The sequence below is a fragment of the Aquipuribacter nitratireducens genome (assembly GCF_037860835.1).
Classification (GTDB): Bacteria; Actinomycetota; Actinomycetes; order Actinomycetales; family JBBAYJ01; genus Aquipuribacter; species Aquipuribacter nitratireducens.
The window spans coordinates 155,146-180,085 of the sequence record NZ_JBBEOG010000003.1 but is presented as its reverse complement, the minus strand read 5'-3'; the positions used below and the strand labels follow the sequence as shown (position 1 = coordinate 180,085).

Annotated in this window: 27 protein-coding genes; 15 read left to right on the top strand and 12 right to left on the bottom strand. The window is 75.7% G+C overall.

Going from position 1 to position 24,940, the window contains the following annotated elements:
• Positions 1 to 33: 33 nt before the first annotated feature.
• The 4 genes from WAB14_RS07125 to WAB14_RS07110 are packed head-to-tail and all read right to left on the bottom strand — an operon-like array spanning position 34 to position 4,117.
• Positions 34 to 1,617 carry a cryptochrome/photolyase family protein gene (locus WAB14_RS07125; protein ID WP_340269166.1) on the bottom strand — a complete coding sequence of 528 codons (1,584 nt, stop codon included), beginning with the start codon at positions 1,615 to 1,617 and terminating at the stop codon, positions 34 to 36.
• 29 nt (positions 1,618 to 1,646) lie between these two features.
• Entirely contained in the window at positions 1,647 to 2,786 is a 1,140-nt protein-coding gene (locus WAB14_RS07120; RefSeq protein ID WP_340268836.1) for an SPFH domain-containing protein, read from the bottom strand.
• Positions 2,783 to 3,271 (bottom strand): NfeD family protein, encoded by a 489-nt coding sequence (locus WAB14_RS07115; protein WP_340268834.1) that lies wholly within the window; start codon positions 3,269 to 3,271, stop codon positions 2,783 to 2,785. The genes WAB14_RS07120 and WAB14_RS07115 overlap by 4 nt, the downstream gene beginning before the upstream one ends.
• A gap of 24 nt (positions 3,272 to 3,295) precedes the next feature.
• The gene (locus WAB14_RS07110; protein WP_340268832.1) at positions 3,296 to 4,117 is read right to left on the bottom strand and encodes an ABC transporter ATP-binding protein; all 822 of its coding nucleotides are present in this window, start codon (positions 4,115 to 4,117) and stop codon (positions 3,296 to 3,298) included.
• 35 nt (positions 4,118 to 4,152) lie between these two features.
• On the opposite strand from WAB14_RS07110, the gene WAB14_RS07105 reads away from it, so the two are divergent.
• Positions 4,153 to 4,953 (top strand): hypothetical protein, encoded by an 801-nt coding sequence (locus WAB14_RS07105; RefSeq protein WP_340268830.1) that lies wholly within the window; start codon positions 4,153 to 4,155, stop codon positions 4,951 to 4,953.
• Here the strand turns inward: WAB14_RS07105 and glgA are convergent.
• Positions 4,937 to 6,154: a glycogen synthase gene (glgA, locus tag WAB14_RS07100; protein WP_340268828.1), complete on the bottom strand. Its 1,218-nt coding sequence runs from the start codon at positions 6,152 to 6,154 to the stop codon at positions 4,937 to 4,939. The genes WAB14_RS07105 and glgA overlap by 17 nt on opposite strands.
• A 36-nt stretch (positions 6,155 to 6,190) precedes the next feature.
• Here glgA and glgC point away from each other — a divergent pair, with 36 nt between their 5' ends.
• The 3 genes from glgC to serB are packed head-to-tail and all read left to right on the top strand — an operon-like array spanning position 6,191 to position 9,440.
• Positions 6,191 to 7,441 carry a glucose-1-phosphate adenylyltransferase gene (glgC, locus tag WAB14_RS07095; RefSeq protein ID WP_340268826.1) on the top strand — a complete coding sequence of 417 codons (1,251 nt, stop codon included), beginning with the start codon at positions 6,191 to 6,193 and terminating at the stop codon, positions 7,439 to 7,441.
• Positions 7,438 to 8,244, top strand: coding sequence for an LLM class F420-dependent oxidoreductase (locus WAB14_RS07090; protein WP_340268824.1), 807 nt, complete (start codon positions 7,438 to 7,440; stop codon positions 8,242 to 8,244). The genes glgC and WAB14_RS07090 overlap by 4 nt, the downstream gene beginning before the upstream one ends.
• 35 nt (positions 8,245 to 8,279) lie before the next feature.
• Positions 8,280 to 9,440, top strand: coding sequence for a phosphoserine phosphatase SerB (serB, locus tag WAB14_RS07085; protein WP_340268822.1), 1,161 nt, complete (start codon positions 8,280 to 8,282; stop codon positions 9,438 to 9,440).
• 22 nt (positions 9,441 to 9,462) lie between these two features.
• Here the strand turns inward: serB and WAB14_RS07080 are convergent, their stop codons facing one another.
• From WAB14_RS07080 to WAB14_RS07070, 3 genes are read right to left on the bottom strand one after another with little or no spacing between them, the layout of a single operon-like run.
• Positions 9,463 to 10,035 (bottom strand): SixA phosphatase family protein, encoded by a 573-nt coding sequence (locus WAB14_RS07080; protein ID WP_340268820.1) that lies wholly within the window; start codon positions 10,033 to 10,035, stop codon positions 9,463 to 9,465.
• A 1-nt stretch (position 10,036) separates the two neighbouring features.
• Positions 10,037 to 10,807: an enoyl-ACP reductase FabI gene (gene fabI / locus WAB14_RS07075; protein ID WP_340268818.1), complete on the bottom strand. Its 771-nt coding sequence runs from the start codon at positions 10,805 to 10,807 to the stop codon at positions 10,037 to 10,039.
• 30 nt (positions 10,808 to 10,837) lie between these two features.
• Entirely contained in the window at positions 10,838 to 11,557 is a 720-nt protein-coding gene (locus tag WAB14_RS07070) for an SDR family oxidoreductase (protein WP_340268816.1), read from the bottom strand.
• 74 nt (positions 11,558 to 11,631) lie between these two features.
• Here WAB14_RS07070 and WAB14_RS07065 point away from each other — a divergent pair, with 74 nt between their 5' ends.
• Genes WAB14_RS07065 through WAB14_RS07030 form a run of 8 tightly spaced genes read left to right on the top strand, consistent with a single transcriptional unit; the run spans position 11,632 to position 18,116 of the window.
• Positions 11,632 to 12,624, top strand: a complete 993-nt coding sequence (locus WAB14_RS07065; RefSeq protein WP_340268814.1) for a quinone oxidoreductase family protein — start codon at positions 11,632 to 11,634, stop codon at positions 12,622 to 12,624.
• Positions 12,625 to 12,634: 10 nt separating this feature from the next.
• Positions 12,635 to 14,134: a TldD/PmbA family protein gene (locus WAB14_RS07060; protein ID WP_340268812.1), complete on the top strand. Its 1,500-nt coding sequence runs from the start codon at positions 12,635 to 12,637 to the stop codon at positions 14,132 to 14,134.
• Complete coding sequence (locus WAB14_RS07055; protein ID WP_340268810.1) at positions 14,131 to 15,540, top strand: metallopeptidase TldD-related protein; 1,410 nt, start codon at positions 14,131 to 14,133, stop codon at positions 15,538 to 15,540. The genes WAB14_RS07060 and WAB14_RS07055 overlap by 4 nt, the downstream gene beginning before the upstream one ends.
• A 53-nt stretch (positions 15,541 to 15,593) precedes the next feature.
• Positions 15,594 to 15,935 (top strand): DUF3099 domain-containing protein, encoded by a 342-nt coding sequence (locus WAB14_RS07050; RefSeq protein ID WP_340268808.1) that lies wholly within the window; start codon positions 15,594 to 15,596, stop codon positions 15,933 to 15,935.
• Positions 15,919 to 16,167 carry a hypothetical protein gene (locus WAB14_RS07045; protein WP_340268806.1) on the top strand — a complete coding sequence of 83 codons (249 nt, stop codon included), beginning with the start codon at positions 15,919 to 15,921 and terminating at the stop codon, positions 16,165 to 16,167. Before WAB14_RS07050 ends, WAB14_RS07045 begins: the two co-directional genes overlap by 17 nt.
• On the top strand, positions 16,164 to 16,964 hold the full coding sequence (locus WAB14_RS07040; protein WP_340268804.1) for an SURF1 family cytochrome oxidase biogenesis protein: 801 nt from the start codon (positions 16,164 to 16,166) through the stop codon (positions 16,962 to 16,964). The genes WAB14_RS07045 and WAB14_RS07040 overlap by 4 nt, the downstream gene beginning before the upstream one ends.
• 55 nt (positions 16,965 to 17,019) lie before the next feature.
• Positions 17,020 to 17,784: an SDR family oxidoreductase gene (locus WAB14_RS07035; RefSeq protein ID WP_340268802.1), complete on the top strand. Its 765-nt coding sequence runs from the start codon at positions 17,020 to 17,022 to the stop codon at positions 17,782 to 17,784.
• Complete coding sequence (locus tag WAB14_RS07030) at positions 17,781 to 18,116, top strand: biopolymer transporter Tol (protein WP_340268800.1); 336 nt, start codon at positions 17,781 to 17,783, stop codon at positions 18,114 to 18,116. The genes WAB14_RS07035 and WAB14_RS07030 overlap by 4 nt, the downstream gene beginning before the upstream one ends.
• A 4-nt stretch (positions 18,117 to 18,120) precedes the next feature.
• Here WAB14_RS07030 and WAB14_RS07025 read toward each other — a convergent pair whose 3' ends face one another.
• From WAB14_RS07025 to WAB14_RS07010, 4 genes are all read right to left on the bottom strand, one after another.
• Positions 18,121 to 20,022, bottom strand: a complete 1,902-nt coding sequence (locus WAB14_RS07025; protein WP_340268798.1) for an ABC transporter ATP-binding protein — start codon at positions 20,020 to 20,022, stop codon at positions 18,121 to 18,123.
• 26 nt (positions 20,023 to 20,048) lie between these two features.
• Positions 20,049 to 20,825 carry an enoyl-CoA hydratase/isomerase family protein gene (locus WAB14_RS07020; RefSeq protein WP_340269165.1) on the bottom strand — a complete coding sequence of 259 codons (777 nt, stop codon included), beginning with the start codon at positions 20,823 to 20,825 and terminating at the stop codon, positions 20,049 to 20,051.
• Positions 20,822 to 21,046, bottom strand: coding sequence for a helix-turn-helix domain-containing protein (locus WAB14_RS07015; RefSeq protein ID WP_465251626.1), 225 nt, complete (start codon positions 21,044 to 21,046; stop codon positions 20,822 to 20,824). Before WAB14_RS07015 ends, WAB14_RS07020 begins: the two co-directional genes overlap by 4 nt.
• Before the next feature lie 61 nt (positions 21,047 to 21,107).
• Positions 21,108 to 22,706 (bottom strand): ABC-F family ATP-binding cassette domain-containing protein, encoded by a 1,599-nt coding sequence (locus WAB14_RS07010; protein WP_340268796.1) that lies wholly within the window; start codon positions 22,704 to 22,706, stop codon positions 21,108 to 21,110.
• Between the two features lie 81 nt (positions 22,707 to 22,787).
• On the opposite strand from WAB14_RS07010, the gene WAB14_RS07005 reads away from it, so the two are divergent.
• The 3 genes from WAB14_RS07005 to WAB14_RS06995 are packed head-to-tail and all read left to right on the top strand — an operon-like array spanning position 22,788 to position 24,815.
• A complete protein-coding gene (locus WAB14_RS07005) occupies positions 22,788 to 23,417 on the top strand; it encodes a biotin transporter BioY (protein ID WP_340268794.1) in 630 nt (209 codons plus the stop codon).
• Between the two features lie 14 nt (positions 23,418 to 23,431).
• Positions 23,432 to 24,163, top strand: a complete 732-nt coding sequence (locus tag WAB14_RS07000) for an energy-coupling factor ABC transporter ATP-binding protein (RefSeq protein ID WP_340268792.1) — start codon at positions 23,432 to 23,434, stop codon at positions 24,161 to 24,163.
• A 4-nt stretch (positions 24,164 to 24,167) separates the two neighbouring features.
• Positions 24,168 to 24,815, top strand: coding sequence for a CbiQ family ECF transporter T component (locus WAB14_RS06995; RefSeq protein WP_340268790.1), 648 nt, complete (start codon positions 24,168 to 24,170; stop codon positions 24,813 to 24,815).
• Positions 24,816 to 24,940: the final 125 nt, after the last annotated feature.

Here is a 24,940-nt window from a genome sequence, read left to right as displayed (position 1 = left end):
CGGTGACGGTACTGCAGCGCCCCGGGCCCGCCCTCAGGGGGCGTCGCCACCCCGGCGGCGCTCCTGCTCGAGCAGCGCGTCGCGGTCCTTGAGCCGGTCGAGGCCCGCGACGGCGCGCGAGGTCCGCGGGTTGCCCGCGAGCCGCTCCCGGTTGGCGTCGACGAACGCCCAGTACCCGGCCGTGAAGGGGCACGCGGTCTCCCCCACCCGCACCTTCGGGTCGTAGGGGCAGCGGCCGCAGTAGTCCGACATGCGGTCGATGTAGGCACCGCCGGACGCGTACGGCTTCGTCGCCATCACCCCGCCGTCGCCGTGCAGGGACATGCCGACGACGTTCGGCACCATCACCCAGTCGTAGCCGTCGACGAAGGCCCGGTGGAACCAGTCGGTGACGGCCCTCGGGTCGTAGCGGTGCTGCAGCGCCCAGTTCCCCAGCACCATGAGCCGCGGGATGTGGTGCGCCCAGCCCTCCTCGCGGACGCTGCCGAGCACGTCGGACAGGCAGGCCGCCCGCACCTGCCCGCCGGCGTCGAGGTCGGCGAACCACTCCGGCAGCGCCCGGCGCGCCTGCAGCGCGTTGCGACGGCGGTAGTCCTCGCCCTGCTGCCAGTACAGGTGCCACACGTAGTCCCGCCACCCGACCACCTGGCGGACGAACCCCTCGACGCTCGCGAGCCGGGCGCCGTGCCGCAGCCGGCCCACGGCGTCCCGGGCGACCCGCACGGGGTCGAGGAGACCGAGGTTGAGCGGCGCCGACAGCAGGGAGTGGGCCATCCACCGGTCACCCGCCAGCATGGCGTCCTCGTAGGGCCCGAAGGCGTCGAGGCGGTGGGCGAGGAAGTGCCGCAGCGCGCGGCGCGCCTCGTCGTGGGTGACGGCGAAGCGGCGGGGGCCGTCGTCGCCGAGGAACGTGACGCCGTCGTCGCGGGCCATGCGGTCGAGGTCGTCGCGCACCTCCGCGTCGACGTCGTCCTCCTGCGGCCACCACGGCTCCCGCAGCGCCTCGGTCGCGGGCGCGTCGGAGGCGACGAGCGTCGTGGCGCCCCGCGGCGGGGGCTCCCGGTTGTCCTCGTCGAAGGACCAGCGTCCGCCGACGGGCTCGCCGTCGGCCTCGACGAGCACGCCGAGGCGGCGCCGCGAGCGGCGGTACCAGTCGTCCTGCAGCAGCCGCCGCTCCCCGCGGTCGGCGACCCAGGCGGCGAAGTCGCCGTGCCCGGAGGCGAACCCGCGCGGGGCGAGGACCCGGACGCTCCCCGCGCCCGGGCCGACGTCACCCGCGGCGAGGCGGCGGACGAGGCGCCGCGCCGCCCACGTCGTGGGGTCGCACACGCTGACCGGCCGCTCCGGCGAGACGCCCGCCTCGGCGAGCCCCTCGACGTACGTGTCGGCCCGCACGTGCCGCGCCCGGTCCCCCAGCTCGGCGGCGCGGTGTCGCAGCGCCGACAGGACGAGGTGCGCCTTGCGGCGGTGGAACGCGCGGCGCCGGAACACCGAGGTCGCCTCGACGAGCACGACGTCGCCCCCGTCCCTCGCGTCCGGCGCCGCGTCGTCGAGGAAGTGCGGGCCGAGCTGGTCGGCGAAGCACCACCGCGTCGACCCGGGGTCCCGCTCCGGCAGGTCCGGGTCGACGAGCGGGGGCAGCTCGCTCAGGCGTCGCCCCGCGGCGGCTCCGACCCGTCAGCGGGCGACGGGGAGGCAGGAGGTGCCGGGGGCGCGGGCGGCGCGGCGCCCCCGCCGGGTCCGCGCCGGGTGGTCTGCTCGGCGCGCTCGGCGTCCCGCGTCGCGCCCGCGGCCTCCGCCTTCGCGCGCTCGAGGGCCTCCGCCGGGTCCTCGAGCACCGGGGCGCCGATGTCGCCGAACGCGTCGTCGCCCATCGGCTCGCCCTTGTAGCCGCCGGTGTCGCGGCCCTGGCCGCCGAGGGCGCGTCCGATGCCGGACAGCGCCTCGGTGAGCTCGCTGGGGACGATCCACATCTTGTTCGACTGCCCGCGGGCGATCTGGGGCAGCACCTGCAGGTACTGGTAGGCGAGGAGCTTGTCGTCCGGGTTGCCCTTGTGGATGGCCTCGAACACCTGCTGGATGGCGCGGGACTCGCCCTGCGCCTTGAGGATCGCCGACTGGGCCTGGCCCTCGGCGGTGAGGATCGCCGACTGCTTCTCGCCCTCGGCGGTGAGGATCGCCGACTGCTTGACGCCCTCCGCGGTGAGGATGGCGGCGCGGCGGTCGCGCTCGGCGCGCATCTGCTTCTCCATCGAGTCCTGCACGCTCGCGGGCGGGTCGATGGCCTTGAGCTCGACGCGGTTGACGCGGATGCCCCACTTGCCGGTCGCCTCGTCGAGGACGCCGCGGAGCTGGCCGTTGATCTGGTCGCGGCTCGTCAGCGTCTGCTCGAGGTCCATCGAGCCGATGACGTTCCGCAGCGTCGTCACCGTCAGCTGCTCGATGCCCTGGATGAAGTTCGCGATCTCGTACGTCGCGGCCTTCGGGTCGGTGACCTGGAAGTAGATGACGGTGTCGATGCTCACCACGAGGTTGTCGCTCGTGATGACCGGCTGCGGCGGGAAGCTGACGACCTGCTCGCGCAGGTCGACGGTCGCCCGCGGCCGGTCGATGAACGGCACGAGGAAGTGCAGCCCGGCGTTGAGGGTCTTCTGGTACTTGCCGAGCCGCTCGATGATGACGGCGGTCGCCTGCTGGACGATGCGGACCGCCCGGATGATCGTCGTGGCGACGACGATGACGACGAGGACGAGGACGATCGTCGTGAGGATCTGTCCGAAGGTCACGGGTGCTCCGATCTCGGGGGGCTGGCGGGCGGGGCGGCCGGGTCGGGCGACACGACCGCGGTGGCGCCCTCGATGCGGACGACGACGACGTCGGTGTCGGCCGGGATGGTGGCGCTGCGGTCGGCGGAGCGGGCGCTCCACGTCTCGCCCGCGAGCTTCACCTGCCCGGATCGGTCGTCGACGGCGGTGAGGGTGAGGGCGCGCCGCCCGGGCAGGGCGTCGGCGTTGGTGGGGACGTCCGGGTTGGACCGCACGGCCCACCGCTTGATGGCGGGCCGCACGAGCACGAGCCCGACGAGGCTCACGACGCTGAACGCCGCCACCTGCCACCCGAAGCCGAGCCCGAGCGCCGCGAGGACCGCGGCGGCGAGGGCGCCCGCCACGAGCATGGCGAAGACGAAGTCGAGGCTCGTGAGCTCGAGCAGCCCGAGCACGAGCGCACCCGCGACCCACAGCACCCACTGCGACTCCCGCAGGACGTCCACCGCAGCCCCCCTTCCCCGTCGGTCTCAGCGCGCGGCGCGCGCGCTCCAGCGGCCGTCGTCCACCGAGACCTCCAGCGGCAGGCCGAACGTATCCGACAGGGCGGCCGCCGTCAGCACGAGCTCGATCGGTCCCGCCGCCACCACCTCGCCGCCGCGCAGGAGGAGGACGTGGTCGAAGCCCGGCGGGATCTCCTCGACGTGGTGGGTGACGAGGACGGTCGTGGGGGCGGAGTGGCTGGCGGCGAGGTGCGCGAGGCCCGTCACGAGGTCCTCGCGACCGCGCAGGTCGAGGCCCGCGGCCGGCTCGTCGAGCAGGAGCAGCTCGGGGTCGGTCATGACCGCACGGGCGACGAGGACGCGCTTGCGCTCCCCCTCCGACAGCGTGCCGAAGGTCCGGTCGCCGAGGCCGCTCACCCCGAAGGCGTCGAGGAGGGCGTCGGCCCGGTCGGCGTCGACCTGCTCGTACGGCTCGCGGAAGCGACCCACGACGCCGTGCGCGGCGGTCAGCACGACGTCCCGCACCCGCTCGCGGTCGGGCACCGTCGCGGCGAGGCTCGCGCTGCTGAGCCCGATCCGGGGCCGCAGCTCGAAGACGTCGACCTCCCCGAGGGTCTCCCCGAGGATGGTGGCGCGCCCCGAGGAGGGGTAGCTGCGGGCGGACAGGATGTCGAAGAGCGTCGTCTTGCCCGCGCCGTTCGGACCGAGCACGACCCAGCGCTCGCCGTCGCCCACCGTCCAGTCGACGTCGCGGAGCAGGTGGCTGCCGGAGCGGACGACCCCCACGCCGTCGAGGTCCACGACGGGCGGGACGGGCGCGACGGGAGGGTCGGCGGCGGCGTCCGGCATGCGGGTCACGGTAGCGGGACGCCTACCCTGCCCTCGTGACCCTCCCCCGCCCGGCGTTGCTCGCCGCCTGGGCCGGCGCCGTCGCCGCCGGGCGCTGCGGCGCCGCGGACGCCCTCGCCGCGGTGACGGGGTCCGACGAGCCGCACACGGTCGCGGTCGAGCTCGGCGCGACCCCGCCCGCCGGGCTCCCCCTGCCGGACCCCGGGTACCTGTCGGACCTCCTCGTGCTCCTGGCCGCCGCGGGCGAGGAGGCGCCGGTCCGCGTGTCGTGCGCCCTCCCCGCGCCCGGGGACGTGCGCGGCGTGCCGGGCCCCGCCGCCGTCCTCGCCGCCGCGGTCGAGGCCGGCGGCTGCGTCGTCGTCGACGGGCTGCCGGACCGGGCCGGTCCCGCAGGTCTCGCGCTCGTGCCCGAGGTCGAGGAGTTCGGCCCGGAGGGCGACGTCGGCGCCCACGTGACGTGGCGCGTCCACCGCACGGACCGTCCGGCGTCGCCGGTCCACACGAGCGTCGCCGAGGCCGACCGCGAGTTCCGCTCGGCGCTCGCGGAGGCGACGGACGCGATCGAGCGCCTCGACGTCGCGTCGTGGCGCGACGACCCGGCCGCGGCGCTCCGCCAGGGCGGTGCGACGTCGCAGCGGCTGCCCGGCACGCTGCCGCCGCGCGCGCTCCGGCTGCTCACCCGCGCCGAGCACGTCCTCGCGATCCTCGACGCCGCCGCGGTCGACCCGGGCGGGACGGTGTCCGGCTGGGAGGCGGCCGAACGCGCGGCCGCGCTCGCCGGGCTGTCGCGCGCCGCCCGCGGCGCCGTGGTCGCGGCGGTCAGCCTGCCCGGCTGAGCGCCTCCTCGTAGACGGCGACGGTCCGCTCCGCGACCGTGTGCCACGAGAACTCCGCGACGGCCCGCTCGCGCCCGGCGGCCCCGCGCCGGCGGGCCTCGGCGGGGTCGGCGACCGCGTCGACGAGGGTGCGGGCCAGGTCGGCGACGAAGCGGTCGGGGTCGACCGGCGTCCCGGTGCCGTCACCCACCTGCTCGATCGGCACGAGCCAGCCCGTGCGGCCGTCGTCGACCACCTCGGGGATGCCGCCGGTCGCGGTGCCGACGACCGCGGCGCCGCACGCCATGGCCTCGAGGTTGACGATGCCGAGCGGCTCGTACACCGAGGGGCACACGAACACCGTCGCGTGGCTCAGCACCTGGCACACGTCGGGGCGCGGCAGCATCTGCTCGACCCACACCACGCCGTCGCGGCCCTCCCGGAGGGTGTCGACGAGGCCACGGACCTCGGCGGCGATCTCCGGGGTGTCCGGGGCACCGGCGAGGAGGACGACCTGCACCTCCGGCGGCAACGACGCGCACGCCCGCAGCAGGTACGGCAGGCCCTTCTGCCGGGTGATGCGACCGACGAAGACGACGGCGGGGCGGCCCGGGACCATGCCGAGCCGCTCGACGACGTCGGTGCCCTCGTCGCGCTGCCAGTCGTCGGCGTCGATCCCGTTGTGCACCACGGGCACGCGCTCGGGCTCGAGGAACGGGTAGCTCGCGAGGATGTCGGCGCGCATGCCGGCGCTCACGGCGATGACGGCGTCCGCGTGCCGGTACGCGGTCTCCTCCGCCCACGAGCTGATCCGGTAGCCGCCGCCGAGCTGCTCGGCCTTCCACGGCCGCATCGGCTCGAGGCTGTGCGCGGTGACGACGTGCGGCACCCCGACCAGGCGCGCGGCGAGGTGGCCGCCGAGGTTGGCGTACCACGTGTGGGAGTGCAGCAGCTGCGGCGCGCGGCCGGCGGCGGTGGCGGCGTCGACGGCCGCGGCCACGCGCAGGTCGACCCCGAGCGTCCGCAGCGCGGCGTTCGCGCCCGCGAGGTCCGGCGGCTCGACGTGACCGTGCACGCCGGGTCCGGGCTCCGGCTCGCCGAACGCGTGGACGTCCACCTCGTGGCCGGCGGCGCGCAGGGCCCGCACGAGCTCGACGACGTGAACCCCCGCCCCGCCGTAGACCGCCGGGGGCCACTCCTTCGTGATCACACCAGTGTGCACTGCACACACGCTAGGGCAGACGGCTAGGGTCGGGCCATGGCCCGACGGAGCGGCAGCAAGGTCCTCGCGATCGTCCTGGCGGGGGGTGAGGGCAAGCGGCTGATGCCGCTGACCGCGGACCGCGCCAAGCCGGCCGTCCCGTTCGCCGGCAACTACCGCCTCATCGACTTCGCCCTGAGCAACGTCGTGAACTCCGGCTACCGCAAGGTCGTCGTGCTCACGCAGTACAAGTCGCACTCCCTCGACCGCCACATCTCCCAGACGTGGCGGCTCACGACGCTGTTCGGCAACTACGTCGCGCCCGTGCCGGCGCAGCAGCGCCTCGGCAAGCACTGGTACCTCGGCAGCGCCGACGCGATCCTCCAGAGCCTCAACCTCGTGAACGACGAGCGACCGGACTACGTCGTCGTCGTCGGCGCCGACCACGTGTACCGGATGGACTTCTCCCAGATGGTCGACGCCCACATCGAGACCGGCGTCGGCTGCACGGTCGCGGCCATCCGCCAGCCGCTGTCGCTCGCCGACCAGTTCGGCGTCATCGAGATCAACGCCGAGCGGCCCGACCGGATCGCGCGCTGGCGGGAGAAGCCGACCGACGCCCAGGGCCTGCCCGACTCCCCCGACGAGGTCCTCGCCTCCATGGGCAACTACGTCTTCACCACGGAGGCGCTGGTGGAGGCGGTGACCGCCGACGCGGAGACCGAGGGCAGCAAGCACGACATGGGCGGCGACATCGTCCCGCGCTTCGTCGACGCCGACGACTGCGGGGTCTACGACTTCATCCGCAACGACGTGCCCGGCTCCACCGACCGCGACCGCGACTACTGGCGGGACGTCGGCTCGATCGACGCCTTCTACGAGGCCCACATGGACCTCATCTCGGTGTACCCGGTGTTCAACCTCTACAACTACGACTGGCCGATCATCACCGCGCAGACGTACTACCCGCCCGCGAAGTTCGTGCACGGCTGGCAGGGCCGCATCGGCCACGCCGTCAACTCCATCGTCTCCCCCGGCTCGGTGGTGTCCGGCGCCTTCGTGGAGAACTCGGTGCTGAGCCCCAACGTCTACGTCCACTCGTGGGCCACGGTCAGCGACTCCGTCGTCATGGACAGCGTCCAGGTGCACCGCCACGCCGTCGTGCGCCGCGCGATCATCGACAAGAACTGCGTCATCGGCGAGGGCGTCCGCATCGGCATCGAGCCGGACGAGGACCGGGCGCGCGGGCTGGTCGTCACCGACTCCGGCATCACGGTGCTGCCCAAGGGCACGGTGCTCGACCGGTGAGCGGCGGGGAACGCGGCCGCGCCGACGACCGGCCCGTCCGCATCGGGGTGCAGCTGCAGCCGCAGCACGCGACGTACGACGAGATCCGCCGGGCGGTCGACGCCGCCGAGGCGGCCGGGGTCGACGTCATCTTCAACTGGGACCACTTCTTCCCCCTGTACGGCGACCCGGACGGCGCCCACTTCGAGTGCTGGACGATGCTCGGTGCCTGGGCGGAGCAGACCGAGCGCGCCGAGATCGGCGCGCTCGTCACGTGCGTCGGCTACCGCAACCCCGACCTCCTCGCGGACATGGCCCGCACGGTCGACCACATCAGCGGCGGGCGGCTCGTGCTCGGCATCGGCGCCGGGTGGTTCGAGCGGGACTACGACGAGTACGGCTACCCCTTCGGCACGGCCGGCAGCCGGCTCACGACGCTCGCCGACGCGCTCGTGCGGATCGAGGCCCGCTGGTCGGCGCTCAACCCGGCCCCGACGCGGCGCATCCCCGTCATGGTCGGCGGGGGCGGGGAACGGAAGACGCTGCGCCTCACGGCCCGCCACGCCGACATCTGGCACGGCTTCGGCGACGCCGACGTCATCGCCCGCAAGCACCGCGTCCTCGACGAGTGGTGCGACGCGGAGGAGCGCGAGCCGTCGGCGATCGAGCGCTCCGCCGGGGTCGAGGGCGAGCCGGACGACGTCGGCGAGCGGCTGCGCGCCCTCGGCACGCGCCTGTTCACGATCGGGCTCGGCGGACCCGACTACGACCTGTCGCGGGTGTCGCGCTGGGTCGCCTGGCGCGACCGCGTCAACGGCGGGTGAGCCCCGGCCTCACCGGCGGGGGGCCGACGCTCCTGGTGACCGTCTCGGGTGAGGACCGCCCCGGCCTCACGACGGCGCTCTTCACGGCGGCGTCGCTGCCGGGCGTCGAGGTCCTCGACGTCGAGCAGGTCGTCGTCCGCTCCCGGCTCACCCTCGCCGTGCTCCTCGGTCTCGGTCCGGGCACGGACGCCGCCGGGGTCGAGCGGGCGCTCGCGACCAGCGCGGCCGAGCTCGGCCTCGCGTGCGCGACGACCCCGGGTCGCGGCGACACCACGGTCCGCCGCGGCGGGCACCTCCACGTCACGATGCTCGGCCGGCCGCTGCTGCCGGCGGCGGTGGCCGCCGTCGCCGGGGTCCTCGCCGAGGCGGGCGCGAACGTCGACCGCCTGCGCCGGCTGGCCTCCGAGCCCGTCACCGCCCTGGAGCTCGACGTGTCCGGGGTGTCCGACATGACGGCGCTGCGCCTGGCCCTCACGCGCAGCGCGAGCGAGGAGGGCGTCGACGTCGCCGTCTCGCCCGGCGGGATCGTGCGGCACGGCCGCCGCCTCGTCGTGATGGACGTCGACTCCACGCTCATCCAGGACGAGGTCATCGAGCTCCTCGCCGCCCACGCCGGCCGGGAGGCGGAGGTCGCCGCCGTCACCGAGCGCGCCATGCGCGGCGAGCTCGACTTCGCCGCGTCCCTCCACGAGCGTGTCGCCGCCCTGGCCGGGCTGCCCGTGTCGGTCTTCGACGACGTCCGCGACGCGGTCCGGCTCACGCCGGGCGCCGGGACGCTCGTGCGGACCCTCCACGAGCTCGGCTTCACCGTCGCCCTGGTGTCGGGCGGCTTCATGGAGGTCGTGGGCCCGCTCGCCCGGTCCCTCGGGATCCGGCGGGTGCGGGCGAACCGGCTCGAGGTCGCCGGGGGCCGGCTCACGGGGCGGGTGCTCGGCGGGGTCGTCGACCGCGCCGGCAAGGCCGAGGCGCTGCGCGCCTTCGCGCGGGAGGAGGACCTGCCGCTGTCGCGCACCGTCGCGATCGGCGACGGCGCCAACGACCTCGACATGCTCGCCGCGGCGGGCCTCGGGGTCGCCTTCAACGCGAAGCCGCTCGTGCGCGAGCAGGCCGACGCCGCCCTCACCGGCCCGTACCTCGACGCCGTCCTCTTCCTGCTCGGCCTCGACGCCGACGAGATCGCCGACGCCGCGTCCTGAGCCCGGCGGCCGCGCGCGACCGTCAGGACCGCGGCACGACCACCCGCGCGAGCACGAGCCCGCCGAGCGGCGTGTCGACCCACGCCGAGCGGGTCCGCATGACGACGACGCCCGCGGTGGGGAACCGGTCGCTGAGGCCCGCGAGCTCCTGCGGGTCCGACGTCTCCGGGTCCGCGAGCGTCCTCGCGAGCGTCGACAGGCCCGGCTCGTGGCCGAACACCGCCACGGTGTGGGCGTCCCCGCCGTGCGTGCGGACGAGGTCGAGGACCGTGTCGGCGTCGGCGTTGTAGAGCCGCCGCTCCACGTGCACCTCCGGCTCCACGCCGAGCTCCGGCGCGACGAGCTCCCACGTGCCGAGCGCCCTGACCGCATCGGAGGTGAGGACGACGTCCGGCACGAAGCGCTCCGTCGCCATCCACCGCCCGACCGCGGCCGCGTCCCGCTCGCCGCGCTCGGTGAGCGGGCGGTCGTGGTCGACGACACCGTCAGGGTAGGCCGCCTTCGCGTGGCGGACGACGAGGAGCCGCCGCGAGCCGCGGCGGGTGCGGGACTCGCCGGCCGCCGTCGCGGCGATGCCTCCGGCCGCGTCGCTCACCTCAGGCCCCCATCGCGTGGAAGCCGCCGTCGACGTGGACGATCTCCGCCGTCGTCGCCGGGAACCAGTCCGACAGCAGCGCGCACACCGCGCGCGCCGTCGGCTCCGGGTCGCGGACGTCCCAGCCGAGCGGGGCGCGCTCCTGCCACGTCTCCTCGAACTGCTCGAAGCCCGGGATCGAGCTCGCCGCCGTCGTGCGGACCGGGCCCGCGGACACGAGGTTGACCCGGACGCCCTCCGGTCCGAGGTCGCGGGCGAGGTAGCGGGCCGTCGACTCGAAGGCGGCCTTCGCCACGCCCATCCAGTCGTACACCGGCCACGCGTAGGAGGCGTCGAACGTCAGGCCGACGACGGCGGAGCCCGGGTGCAGCAGCTCGCGGCACGCGACGGTGAGCGACTTCAGCGAGTACGACGACACGTGCAGCGCCGTCGCGACGTCGTCCCACCCGGCGTGGAGGAAGTCGAAGGCGCCCTGGGGGGCGAAGCCGATGGAGTGGACGACGCCGTCGAGGCGCCCGTCCTCCCCGAGGTGCGCCCGCAGCGCCGTCGGCAGCCCCTCGAGGTGGGTGGGGTCGGTGACGTCGAGCTCCACGACGGGGGCGGGGGCGGGCAGCCGCCGCGCGATCGCCTGCGTGATCTTCATGGTGCGCCCGAAGGACGACAGCACGACGTCCGCGCCCTCCTGCTGGGCGAGGCGTGCGACGTGGAACGCGATCGAGGTGTCCTTGAGCACACCGGTCACGAGCAGGCGCTTGCCGTCGAGCAGTCCCATGTGCGTCCCGTCCTCTCAGGTGGCTGTGTCTCAGTGGCCCATGCCGAGGCCGCCGTCGACGGGGACCACGGCCCCGCTGATGTACCCGGCCGCGTCGTCGAGCAGGAACGACACCGCCGCGGCGACGTCGTCGACGGCGCCGAAGCGACCCGCCGGGATCGCCCCGAGGTACGACTGCTTCCGCTCGTCGTCGAGCGCCGCCGTCATGTCGGTGTCGATGAAGCCCGGCGCGACGACGTTGCACGTGATGCCGCGCCCGCCGAGCTCGCGCGTGACGGAGCGGGCGAGGCCGACGAGGCCCGCCTTGCTCGCGGCGTAGTTCGTCTGCCCGGGCGAGCCGTAGAGCCCGACGACGGAGCCGACGAGCACGACCCGGCCCGTCCGGGCGCGGATCATCGACTTGCTCGCGCGCTTGAGCAGGCGCCAGGCGCCGCCGAGGTTGGTGTCGACGACGCCGGAGAACTCCTCCTCGCTCATGCGGAGCAGCAGCTGGTCGGCGGTGACGCCCGCGTTCGCGACGACGCGCGTGAGCGGCCCCCGGGCCTGCTCGGCGGCGGTGACGGCAGCGTCGACGGACGCCGCGTCCGTCACGTCGCACGCGACGACGCCCAGGCCCGCGGGCGCGCCGTCCGGCAGGGCGCCGCTGCGGGAGGTGGCGGTGACGGCGTACCCGTCGGCGAGCAGCCGCGTGGCGATCCCCAGACCGATGCCGCGGTTGCCGCCGGTCACGAGGACGTGCGCGTCAGGCATGGGGGCGAACCTAGCCGATGGACGCCTGTCGGCCCCTCCGGCGAGCGGGTGGTCCGCTCGCCTAGAGTGCGCGGGTGCGCGCCGTCGTCGTCCGCTCCTTCGGCGGCCCCGAGGTCCTCGTCCCGGAGGACGTGCCCGACCCGCGGCCGGGTCGCGCGGACCTCCTCGTCGAGGTGGAGGCGTGCGGGGTCAACTACGCCGACACCCACACCACCGAGAACACGTACCTCGCCCCGCAGCAGCTGCCCCTCGTGCCGGGCGCCGAGGTCGTCGGCCGCGTCGTCGAGGCGGGGCCGGACGCCGACGCGACGCTGGTCGGCCGGCGGGTCGTCGCGCTCGTGCCGAGCGGGGGCTACGCCGAGCTCGCGGCCGTGCCGCAGGCGACGAGCGTCGTCATCGACGAGGAGCTGCCCGCCGCGGACGCCTGCGCCCTCGTGCTCCAGGGCGTCACCGCGTGGCACCTGCTGCGCACGTGCACCCGCATGGCGCCGGGCGAGAGCGTCGTCGTCCACTCCGCGGCCGGCGGGGTCGGCACGGTCGCGGTGCAGCTCGCCCGGCAGTGGCGGGCCGGGCGGATCATCGCGTCGGCCTCGACGGTCGACAAGCGGGCCCTCGCCCACGACCTGGGCGCGGACGTCGTCGTCGACGTCAACGCCGCCGAGGCGGGCGGCGCCGCGTCCGTGCGCGACCTCCTCATCTCCGCCAACGACGACCGTCCCGTCGACGTCGTCCTCGAGATGACCGGCGGCGACGTCTTCAACGGCTCCTACCTCGCCCTCGCGCCCATGGGCCGCATGGTCGTGTTCGGTCTGGCCTCCCGGCGGGCGGGACGCAGCGTCGCCCCCGTCGACCTCATGGCGACCTCGCGCACCGTCGGCGGGTTCTGGCTGCAGGCGGCGCTCGCCCGCGGCGGCCTCGTGCCGATCATGGACGAGCTGCTGTCGATGGTCCGGGCCGGGCTGCTCCGCGCCGTCGTCGGCGGCACGTACAAGCTCGACGAGGCCGCGGCCGCCCACGCCGACCTCCGGGCCCGCAGGAGTGCCGGGAAGCTCGTCCTCGTCCCCTAGCGTGGGGCGGGTGCCCGGCAGCCGCGGCGTCGACGCCGACTTCCTCGCCCTCCCGCTCGACGCCCTCGTCGACGCGGCGCTGCAGGAGGCGCGCGACGCGGGTGCGACGTACGCGGCCGTGCGCGTGCAGCGGTCCCGGGACCGGGTCGTCCGCGTCCGCGACCGCGCTGTCGAGGGCGTCCACGACACCGTGCGGGTCGGCGTGAGCGTGCGGGTCGTGCTCGACGGGGCGTGGGGCTTCGCCGCCACCGGCGACCTCACCCCGGAGGCGGCGCGCGCCGCCGCCACCGTGGCCGTGCGCGGCGCCCGGGTCGCCCGCCCGCTCGTGCACCGTCCCGTCGAGCTCGCCGACGCCCCGGTCGAGCAGGGCACGTGGGTGTCGCCGTACGACGTCGACCCCTTCGACGTGCCGGCGGCCGAGCAGGCCGCCGTGCTCGTCGGCTGGTGCGGCGACGTCCTCGCCACCGGCGGGACGCACGCCGACGCGCTCGTCCACAGCGTGAAGGAGCAGAAGCTGTACGCCGACCTCGCCGGCACCCGGACGGTGCAGCAGCGGGTCCGCGTCCAGCCGGAGGTCACCGCCGTCGTCGTCGCCGACGACGGCCGCGCCGACACGATGCGCAGCCTCACCGCGCCGTCCGCGCGGGGCTGGGAGCACGTCGTCGCCCCCGGCGGCTGCACCGCCGAGGCCCCGACCCTCGCGCCCCTCGCGGCGGAGAAGCTCGCCGCCCCGTCGGTGGAGCCAGGACGCTACGACCTCGTCATCGACCCCACCCAGCTGTGGCTGACCGTCCACGAGTCCGTCGCCCACGCCACGGAGCTCGACCGCGCCTTCGGCTACGAGGCGGCGTACGCGGGCACGTCGTTCGCGACGCCCGACGGGCTCGGCACCCGCCGCTACGGCAGCGACCTCATGACCGTCACGGGCGACCGGACCGAGCCGCACGGGCTGTCGAGCCTCGGCTGGGACGACGAGGGCGTGCCCGCCCAGCGCTGGGACATCGTCCGCGACGGCCGCCACGTCGGCTACCAGCTCGACCGGGCGATGGCGGCGGAGCGCGGGGAGCGCTCGAACGGGTGCGCGTACGCCGACGAGCCCCTCCACGCGCCGCTGCAGCGCATGCCGAACGTGTCCCTCGCCGCCGACCCCGCCGGTCCCGCGTCGCTCGAGGCGCTCGTCGCCGGCGTGGAGGACGGGATCCTCGTCGTCGGCGACCGGTCGTGGTCGATCGACATGCAGCGCTTCAACTTCCAGTTCACGGCCCAGCGCTTCCACCGGATCCGCTCCGGGCGGCTCGACGGGATGCTCCGTGACGTCGCGTACCAGGCGAGCACGCCGGACTTCTGGTCGCGGCTCGCCGCGGTCGGGGGCCCCGGCACGTGGTCGCTGCAGGGGGCGCTCAACTGCGGCAAGGGGCAGCCGGGCCAGGCGGCCCCGGTGAGCCACGGCTGCCCGGCGGTGGTCGTGACGGACGTGTCGGTGCTCAACACCGAGGAGGAGGGCCGGTGAGCGTGCACCCGGACCCGGGGGTCGAGCAGGTCGTGGACGTCGCGCTCGCCGCCGCCCGGCGGCTCGGCTGCGACGACGCGGTCGTCGTCGTCACCGACGAGGGCTCGACGAACCTCCGCTGGGCCGCGAACGAGCAGACGACGGGCGGCACGACGAGCGAGCGGTCGGCGTCGGTCGCGGTCGTGCGGGACGTCGCGGGTGGCCGGGCCGTCGGCTCCCTCACCCGCGCCGTCGCGTCCCGGGACGACGTCGAACGGCTCGTCGCGGACGCCGTCCGGGAGCTCGACGGCGCCGAGGCGGCCGAGGACGGGGCCGCGCTGGTGGTGGGCCCGGTCCACGACGACTTCGCCGAGGCCGCCCCGCCCGTCACGCCCGAGGCGCTCGCCGGGACCGCCCGGACCCTCGGGGAGCTGTTCGCCCGCGCCCGCGGGGAGGACCGGGAGCTGTTCGGCTTCGCCGAGCACACGGTGACGACGACGTGGACCGCGACGAGCGCGGGCACCCGGCACCGCGTCGTCGAGCCGTACGGGACCGTCGAGCTCAACGGCAAGTCGCACGCCCGCTCGCGGTCGGCGTGGGCGGGTGCCGGCGCCCGCGACGTCGGCGCGCACGTCGACCTCCACGCCCTCGACGCCGAGGTGCGGCAGGGCCTCACGTGGCAGGCACGACGTGTCGACGTGGCGCCGGGACGCCACGACGTCGTCCTGCCGCCGTCCGCGACCGCCGACCTGCTCGGGTACTGGCTGCTGTCGGCGGAGGCCCGGGCCGCCGCCGAGGGCCGCTCCGCGTTCTCCCGGCCGGGCGGTCGCACCCGGGTCGGCGAGCGGCTGACCCCGCAGCCCCTGACGGTGCGGGACGACCCGGCGCACCCCGTCCTCGCGACGTCCGACGTCGTGTCCGCCACGAGCACGGACGAGGTCGCGTCGGTGTTCGACAGCGGCCTCGCCGTGCCCGGCACCCGCTACCTCGACGAGGGTGTCCTGCGGGCGCTGCCCTCGACCCGGCACACCGCGGCCCTCGCGGACGTGCCGGTGGCGCCGTGGGCGGGCAACGTCCTCGTCGACGTCACCGGCGGCGCGGGCGGCACGACCGACCTGCTCGCGGGCCTCGGCGACGGTCTGCTCCTCACGTGCCTGTGGTACGTGAGGACCGTCGACGAGCAGACCCTCCTGCTGACGGGCCTCACGCGGGACGGGGTCTACGTGGTCCGCGGCGGTGAGGTCGTCGGCGCGACGACGAACTTCCGCTTCAACGACTCCCCCGCCGCGATGCTGTCCCGCGTCGCCGGCGCCGGGGCGTCCCAGGTGTGCCTCGCGCGGGAGCTCGGCGACTGGCTCCCGCGGACCGCGGCACCGGCGCTGCACGTCCGCGACTTCCACCTGTCGTCGGTGTCGGAGGCGTCCTGAGGCCACCTGCCCCGTGGCGCCACCGTCCGCGCGCTGACGTACCGTTGTGCGTGATGGACGGCGACGGTTCCGGCCGGCAGGACCCCCGGGTGATCCCGGCGGAGCCGGTGGTGAGGATCACGACGGCACGCTCCTCGCACTCCGAGGACGTGAGCCGTCGCATGCGCAACTACGCGATCTCCATGGGGCTGCGGACCCTGTGCGTCGTCGGCTTCGTCGTGGTGATGCCGCACTGGTCCGCGTGGCTGTTCGTGCCGGGCGCCGTCTTCCTGCCGTACATCGCGGTGCTGCTGGCGAACGCCGGCCGCGAGAAGACCCCGGTGCGGCCGGCGGGTCTCGGGCCCGTGGCCCCGCAGCGCGCGGCGCTGCCCCCCACCCGTGACGACGCCGCCTGAGGCGCCGGAGCCGCCGGACCCCACGGAGCCCGTGCTCTGCAGCGCGAAGGGGTGCCGGGCGGAGGCGGTGTGGGCGCTGCGGTGGAACAACCCGCGCCTCCACACCCCCGAGCGGCGCAAGGTGTGGGCCGCCTGCGACGAGCACCGGGACCACCTGAGCCAGTTCCTCGCGGCCCGCGGGTTCCTCCGCGACGTCGTGACCCTCGAGGAGCTGCCCGAGGACCCCCGGTGAGGCGGGCGCTGCGGCAGCCGCGGTGGCTCGCCGGGCTGGTCGTGGCCGTCCTGTTCGCGCTCGCGTGCGTGTGGCTCGCGCAGTGGCAGCTCGACCGCCGGGTGCAGCGCGCCGAGCGCAACGCCGCCGTGCTCGCGAACTACGACGCCGCCGCGACGGACCTCGCCGACCTTCGCGCCGTCGCCGACGACGGGGTGGCGCCCGACGAGGAGTGGCTGCCCGCACGCGTGCGCGGCAGCTACCGGCCCGCGGACACGGTCCTCGTGCGGAACCGGCCGCAGGGCGGCAGCAACGGCTACCTCGTCGCGGTGCCCTTCGACGTCGCGCCGTCCGACGGTGCGGTCGCGACCACGCTCCTCGTGGTCCGGGGCTGGGTGCCCGCCGGGACCGACGCGAGCCGCCCCGAGTCGGTCCCCGTGCCGCCCGCGGGGCAGGTCGAGCTGCTCGTGCGGCTGCGGGCGACGGAGTCCGCCGCGACGCGGGGCGCGCCGGAGGGCCAGACGTACCGGCTCGATGTGGGCGCGCTCCTGCCCGGCGACGCCGCCCTCGACACCGGGTACGCCGTGCTCGCGACCGAGGACGAGGCCGAGCCGGCGGGCCTCGCGACCCTGCCCCGGCCGGACGTCGACCCGGGCCCCCACCTGGCCTACGGCGTCCAGTGGTACCTGTTCGCGGCCGCTGGGCTCGTCATCTGGGTCGTCCTCGCGCGGCGTGCCGGCCGAGACGACACCGCGGCGGGCGCCGGCGGGGGCGACGACGCCGCGTCCCCGTGGGTGTACGAGCCGGGTCGCGGCTGAGACCGACCGCGCGTCCCGGCGCGGCGGAGGCGTGTCGTGCGCCACGATGACGCCCATGGACTGCGGACTGGACGGACGGGTCTACGTCGTCTCCGGCGGCTCGTCGGGGCTCGGCCTCGCGACCGCGCGCGAGCTCGTCACCGAGGGCGCGAAGGTCGTGCTGTGCGGGCGGGACGAGAACCGGCTCGAGGAGGCGGTGGCCTCCCTCGCCGCGGGCGACCGTGTGCTCGCCATGCCGGGGGACCTCGCGGACCCCTCGACGTCGGGTCGGCTGGTCGCGAGCGCCCACGCCCGCTTCGGCCGTCTCGACGGGGCGCTCGTCAGCGTCGGGGGCCCGCCCGCGGCCCGCGCGTTCGAGGCGAGCGACGAGCAGTGGCGCTCCGCGTTCGAGTCCGTGTTCCTCGGCGCCCTCCGCCTCACGACGGCCGTCGCGCGCAGCGCCGGCTTCGAGGGCGCCTCGGTCGTCCTCGTCCTGTCGACGTCCGCCCGGCAGCCCATCACGGGCCTCGGCATCAGCAACGGGCTCCGGCCGGGGCTCGCGATGGTGGCGAAGGAGCTCGCCGACGAGCTCGGCCCGTCCGGGGTGCGGGTCAACGCCCTCCTGCCCGGCCGCTTCGACACCGACCGGGTCCGCGAGATCGAGGAGGCCACCGGCGACCCCACCGCCGCGCGCCAGGCGTTCGAGGAGGGCGTGCCGCTGCGCCGGGTCGGCATGCCGGAGGAGTTCGCGAAGGTGGCGACCTTCCTGCTGTCCCCGGCGGCCTCGTACGTCACGGGCACCGCGGTCGCCGTGGACGGTGGTCTCACCCGCTCCCCGTGAGCCCGCTCGTGACGCCCGACGGCCGCTACCTCGTGGTGCGCGGCCGGCTGTGGCGGCGGGCCGACCCGCGGCTGCCCGAGGACGAGCGCGCGCGGCTCACCCGCGAGCTCATGGCCGCCCGGCGCGACAAAGGTGCCGCCGTCCGCCGCGGGGACGACGCCGCGCGGGAGGACGCCCGCCGACGCGTCGAGGCGGCCAAGCGCGCCCTCGGGGAACGCGGACCGGTGTGGTGGGACGACGGCGCGCCCGACCTCACGCGGCACCTCGCGAGGACCGGGCCGTACGCCGACTGGTACGCCTCCGTCGACGACCACAGCGGGCAGAACAGCTAGGCCCTCAGCGCGCCTCGGCGGCGAGCTCCTCCTCGGCCGCCGTCGCGCCCTCGAGGTCGGCGAGCAGCTGCGTGCGGTACAGCGTGGCGTAGAGGCCGTCGGTCCCGGCGAGGGTGGCGTGGGTGCCGCGCTCGACGATCCGCCCGTCCTGCACGACGAGCACGAGGTCGGCGTCGCGGACCGTCGACAGCCGGTGCGCGACGACGACGGCCGTCCGACCGGCGAGCGTGCGCTCGAGCGCCGCCTGGACGGCGGCCTCGGAGCCGGAGTCGAGGTGGGCGGTCGCCTCGTCGAGGACCACGACCCCCGGGTCGCGGAGCAGGAGCCGGGCGATCGCGAGGCGCTGCTTCTCCCCGCCGGACAGCCGGTGCCCGCGGTCGCCCACCACGGTGTCGAGGCCCTCCGGCAGCGAGCGGACGAGGGGTGCGACCTGCGCGTCCTCGAGCGCCTGCCACATCTGCTCCTCCGTCGCCCCGGGCGCGGCGTACGCCAGGTTCTCGCGGATGGTGTCGTGGAACAGGTGCGCGTCCTGCGTGACGACCCCGACCGCCTGGCGGAGCGAGGCGAACGAGGCGTCGCGCACGTCGACGCCGCCGAGGCGAACGGCTCCCCCGTCCACGTCGTACAGGCGCGCGACCAGCGCCGTCATCGTCGTCTTGCCGGCCCCGGACGGCCCGACGAGCGCGACCTTCGAGCCGGGCGCCGCGACGAACTCGACCCCCTGGAGGACCGGCCGCCCCTCCGGCGTGACGGGCGCACCGGTCTGCTCCAGCGACGACAGCGACACCTTCTCCGAGCCGGGGTAGGTGAAGGTGACGTCGTCGAAACGCACCTCGAGCGGCCCGTCCGGCAGCTCGACCGGGTCGTCCCGCTCCGTGACGAGGGGCGGCAGGTCGAGGACCTCGAAGACCCGCTCGAACGACACGACGGTCGTCATGACGTCGACGCGGACGTTCGACAGGCCCGTGAGCGGCCCGTAGAGGCGCCCGAGCAGGGCCGCGAGCGCGAGCAGGGTGCCGATCGTGAGCTCGCCGGAGATCGCGAGGAGGCCGCCGATGCCGTACGTGAGGGCGGTGGCGAGCGCCGCGACGAGGGCGAGGGCGGCGACGAAGAAGCGGTTCGCCATCGCGATGCGGATGCCGATGTCGCGGACCCGGCCGGCGCGCTCGCCGTACTGCCGGCTCTCCGTCGCGGGCTCCCCGAGGAGGCGGACGAGGAGGGCGCCGCCGACGTTGAACCGCTCCGTCATGCGGGTGCCGAGCTCGGCGTTGAGCGCGAACGACTCGCGGGTGAGGGACTGCAGGCGCCGCCCGACGTAGCGGGCGGGCACGAGGAACAGCGGGACCAGGGCGAGGGAGGCGAGCGTGATCTGCCACGACAGCGCGAACATCGTGACGACCACGACGACGACGCTCACGACGTTGCTGAGGACGCCGGACAGCACCGTGGTGAACGCGCGCTGGGCGCCGATGACGTCGTTGTTGAGCCGCGTGACGAGCGACCCCGTCTGCGTGCGGGTGAAAAAGGCGACGGGCTGGCGCTGGACGTGGTCGAAGACCTGGGTGCGCAGGTCGAAGATGAGGCCCTCGCCGATGCGGGCGGAGAGCCAGCGGGTCACGAGGGTGACGGCGGCCTCGACGAGCGCGACGACGACCGTGAGGCCCGCGAGGAACAGCACGACGCCCCGGTCGCCCTCGGTGACGCCGTCGTCGACGAGGCGCTGGAGGATGAGGGGCGTCACGACGACGAGCAGGGACGTCACGACGGTGAGGACGAGGAAGATCCCGATCCGCCACCGGTACGCCGCCGCGTAGCCGGCGACGCGCCGCCACGTGTCGCGTGCGACGTGGCGGCGCGCGACCTCGGGGTCGCGGCTGAAGCTGCGCATCACGCTGTGCGCGCCCATCCCTGACATGCCTGACATCAGCGGCGTCAACCCCGGGTGGACGTCCCGGCTTCCCGGGGGCCGCTCCGCTCCGCCGCCAGCGAACGCAGCCGCCTCGCCTGCGCGGCGCGCTCGAGACCCTGTTGGTGCGCGGCGTCGCGCTCGGCGGCGCCGCGGAGCAGGTCGAGGGTCTCGGCGGCGGCCCCGGCGGGGGTCGCGAGCACGGCCTCGACGAGGTCGTCGACGGCGGCGTCGAGCTCCGCCCGGGGCACGACGAGCTGGACGAGGCCGAGCCGCGCCGCCTCCGCGGCCCCGACCTCGCGGCCGGTGAGGCACAGCTCGACGGCACGGGCCTCGCCGACGGCACGGACGAGGGGCCCGGTGCCGGCGAGGTCGGGCACGAGGCCGAGCGAGGGCTCCGCCATGCGGAAGCGGGCGTCGTCCGCGGCCACGCGGAGGTCGCAGGCGAGGGCGAGCTGGAAACCGGCCCCCACGGCGTGACCGGCGACGGCCGCGACGCTCAGCACCCCCGGGCGCCGCCATACGGTGAACGCCTCCTGGTAGGAGGCGATCGTCGCGTCGAGGGCGGCGTCGTCGAGCGTCGCGAGGTGGGCGAGAGTGCCCATCGCCGCACGGTCGAGCCCGCTGCTGAACGCGCGGCCGCGCCCGGTGAGCACGACGACGCGGACCTCCGCCGGCAGGCCGCGCGCCGCGGTGGTGAGGGCCGCCCACGTCTCGGGGGTCTGCGGGTTGAGCCGGTCGGGGTCGTCGAGGACGACGCGGACGACCTCGGCGCGTGGTCGTTCGAGGGTGACGCCGCTCAGGTCTTCGCGCCCCGGGTGGCCCCGCCCCGCCCCCGCAGGGTGACGTCGGACTCGCTGAGGACGCGGTGGACGAAGCCGTAGGAGCGGCCCGTGCTCTCCGCGAGCGAGCGGATGCTCGCGCCCTTCTCGTACTCCTTCACCAGCTTCGCAGCCAGCTTGTCGCGATCGGCCCCCGTCACCCGGGCGCCCTTCTTGATCTCGGCCACGGCCCCTCCAGTCATCGATCGCCCCTCATCGTGGAGGTCCCGGCCGGGGCTCGCCACCTGAGCGCGGCGCCCGTCCTCACGCGAGGGCGACGAGGTCGCGGTACGTGGTGCTCCACAGGTCCTCGTCGCCGTCCGGCAGCAGGAGCACCCGCTCGGGCTCGAGGGCGTCGACGGCCCCCTCGTCGTGGGTGACGAGGACGACGGCCCCGGTGTAGCCCCGCAGCGCCCCGAGCACCTCCTCGCGGCTGGCGGGGTCGAGGTTGTTCGTCGGCTCGTCGAGCAGCAGGACGTTCGCCCCGGACACCACGAGCGTCGCGAGCGCGAGCCGGGTCTTCTCCCCGCCCGACAGCACCCGAGCGGGCTTGTCGACGTCGTCGCCGCTGAAGAGGAACGACCCGAGGACGGTCCGCACGCGGGTGTCGTCGAGGTCGGGGGCGGCGGTGCGCATGTTCTCCAGCACCGTGCGGTCGGGGTCGAGGGTGTCGTGCTCCTGGGCGTAGTAGCCCAGACGCAGCCCGTGACCCGGCACGACCTCGCCCGTGTCAGGCGCCTCCGTGCCCGACAGCAGCCGCAGCAGCGTCGTCTTGCCCGCGCCGTTGAGCCCGAGCACGACAACCCTGCTCCCGCGGTCGATCGCGAGCGAGACGTCGGTGAACACCTCGAGGGAGCCGTAGGAGCGGCTGAGCCCCTCGGCGGTCAGCGGCACCCGGCCGCACGGGACGGGGTCGGGGAAGCGCAGCGCGGCGACCTTGTCGGCGCGGCGGACCTCCTCCAGCCCGTCGAGGAGGCGCTCGGCCCGGCGGGCCATGTTCTGCGCGGCGACCGCCTTCGTCGCCTTCGCCCCCATCTTCGCCGCCTGCAGCTGGAGCGCGGAGGCCTTCTTCTCGGCGTTGGCGCGCTCGCGGCGCCGGCGCCGCTCGTCGAGCTCGCGCTGCTTGAGGTAGGCGCTCCAGCCCATCGAGTAGACGTCGAGGACGGCGCGCTGGGCGTCGAGGTGGACGACCGTCGTCACCGTCGCCTCGAGCAGGCCGGTGTCGTGGCTGATGACGACGAAGCCGCCGGGCCACGCCGCGAGCCGCTCCCGCAGCCACACGATGCTGTCGGCGTCGAGGTGGTTCGTCGGCTCGTCGAGGAGCAGGGTGTCGGCGCCGGAGAAGAGGATGCGGCTCAGCTCGACGCGGCGGCGCTGACCGCCGGACAGGGTGCCGATGGGCTGGTCGAGCTGGCGGGCGGTGAGCCCGAGGTTGCTCGCGATGCGCTCCGCCTCGCTCTCCGCGGCCCAGCCGCCGGCGGCGTCGAACTCCGCGTCGGCGCGGGCGTAGCGGTCCATGGCGCGCTGCCGCGTCGCGTCGTCGCCCTCGGCCATCTGCCGCTCGGCCTTGCGCAGGCGGGCCGCGAGCACGTCGAGCCCGCGCGCGGACAGGATCCGGGTGCGGGCCGACTGCTCGAGGTCGCCCGTGCGGGGGTCCTGCGGGAGGTAGCCGATGGTGCCGCTGCGGGTGACGGTCCCGGCGGCGGGAGCGGCCTCCCCCGCGATCACCTTCGTCAACGTGGTCTTCCCGGCGCCGTTGCGACCGACGAGGCCGACACGGTCGCCCGCGCCCACACGGAAGCCGGCCCCGGACACGAGCAGGCGCGCGCCCGCCCGGAGCTCGACGTCGTCGACGGAGATCACGAGGGGGCGCCGGACGGGGAAGAGGTCAGCGTGGCCACGGCTACTTCATCGTAACGGCGCCCGACGGGTACCTTCGCCGCCGTGACCACCCCTGCTCCGGTCGAACCCGCCGCGACGTCGCGGACCGCGGGACGCGACGTCGCGCTCGTGTCCGTCTTCGCGGCGCTCATCATCGTGCTCGCCCTCGTCCCCGCCGTCCCGGTCGGCGCCGCGGGCGTGCCCATCACGCTGCAGAGCCTCGGCGTGCTGCTCGCGGGGCTCGTGCTGGGGCCGTGGCGCGGGGTCGCCGCCGTCGCGGTCTACGTCGCGCTCGGGCTCGCCGGGCTGCCTGTGTTCGCCGGTGGGGTCGGCGGTCTCGCGGTGCTCGCCGGGCCGACGGTCGGCTACATCATCGGGTGGCTGCCGGCGACCTTCGTCACCGGGGTGGGGGCCGCGCTCGTGCTGCGTCGGCGGCGAGGACGCCTGCCGGGCCTCATCCTCGCCGGCGCCGCGGGCGGGGTCCTCGTCACGTACCTCGGGGGCTGGCTCGGGCTCCAGCTCGTCGCGGGGCTCGACCCGCTCGCGGCCTTCCTCGGCGGGGTGCTGCCCTTCCTGCCGGGCGACGGGCTCAAGCTCGTCGTCGCCGCCTTCGTCGCCGCGAGCGTCCACCGGGCGTTCCCGGACGTCCTCGCCCGCCGGGCGGCAGGGCCCCTGCCGGCGGAGGCGTCCTGACCGTCCCCGCTCCCGTGCACCGGCCGGGCGTCGCCGGGCAGGGGCAGGTGTACGCCCGCTTCGACGGCGTCCGGCTCGTCGTGGACGGGTACGTCGTGCTCGACCGGATCGACCTCGCGCTCCACGAGCGCAGGGTCGCGCTCGTCGGGGCCAACGGCTCGGGCAAGTCGACGCTGCTGCGCTGCTTCAACGCGCTCGTCGTCCCGTCGTCGGGGGGCGTGGTCCTCGACCTGCCCGGGACGGGCGCGCTCGACCCCGCCCGCTCCCCCGCCGCCGCCCGGACCGCCGTGGGCTTCGTCTTCACCGACCCCGACGCGCAGGTCGTCATGCCGACGCCCGCCGAGGACGTCGCCCTGTCGCTGCGTCGGCTCCGCCTGCCTCGGCACGAGCGGGACCGCCGGGTCCGGCAGGCCCTCGCCGACGTCGGGCTCGCCGACCGCGCCGACGTGCCCGTCGGGGAGCTGTCGAGCGGGCAGCGACAGCTCCTCGCCGTGGCCGCCGTGCTCGCGACGGGGCCGCGACTCCTCGTCCTCGACGAGCCCACGACGCTGCTCGACCGCCGCAACACGCGCCTGGTCCGCCGGACGGTGGAGGCGCTCGACATCCCGGTCGTCCTCGCGACCCACGACCTCGGTCTGGCCGCAGGCTGCGACCGGGTCGTCGTCGTCGACGCCGGTCGTGTCGTCGCCGACGGGGCCCCGGACCCGGTGCTCGACGTGTACCGCCGGCTCATGGACGGGGACTAGCGCGGTGCGCCGCCCCGCCCTCGTGCCCGCCCACCGTCCGGGGACCACGTGGCTGCACCGCGCACCGGCGGGCGCGAAGCTCGCGGTCCTCGCCGTCGTCGCGGTCGTCGTGGTCGTCGTGGTGACGGCCCGGTCGGGCGACGTCGCACTGCTCCTCGGGGCGGCCGTGCTCGTCATGGCCGTGCTCGGCCACGTCGCGGTCCGCACCCCTCGCCGGGTGTGGGGCGGCCTCGTCGTGCGGCTGGCGCCCGTCCTCGTGGTCCTGGGGGTCTACCAGGTCGTGCTCGGCTCGCCGTGGCGAGGGGCCGAGGTCGTGCTCGACCTCCTCGGTCTGGTGCTGCTCGCCGGCCTCGTGACGGTGACGACGCCGACGGACCGGCTCCTCGACACGATCACCTCTCTCGTGGCCCCGTTGCAGCACCTGCCCCGGCTGGGCCCCCACCTCCACCCCGACCGGGTCGCCCTCACCCTCGCCCTCGCCGTCCGCAGCGTCGACGTGCTGTGGGACGTCGCCGTCCAGGCGCGCGACGCCGCCCGCGCCCGCGGCCGGAGCCGCGACGTCCGCGCCCTCGTCACCCCCACGGTCGTCCGGGCGGTGGGCCACGCCCGGGCCACCGGCGACGCCCTCGCCGCGCGTGGCCTCGTGGACTGACCTGCCCCACCCCCGACTGGGACGTCCTCCCGCCGACTGGGACGTTGTCCCGCCGAGTGGGACGTTGTCGGGGATCTGCCCCGCCGGACAGCCCGAAGTCGTCCCAGTCGAGGAGCGCCGACGCG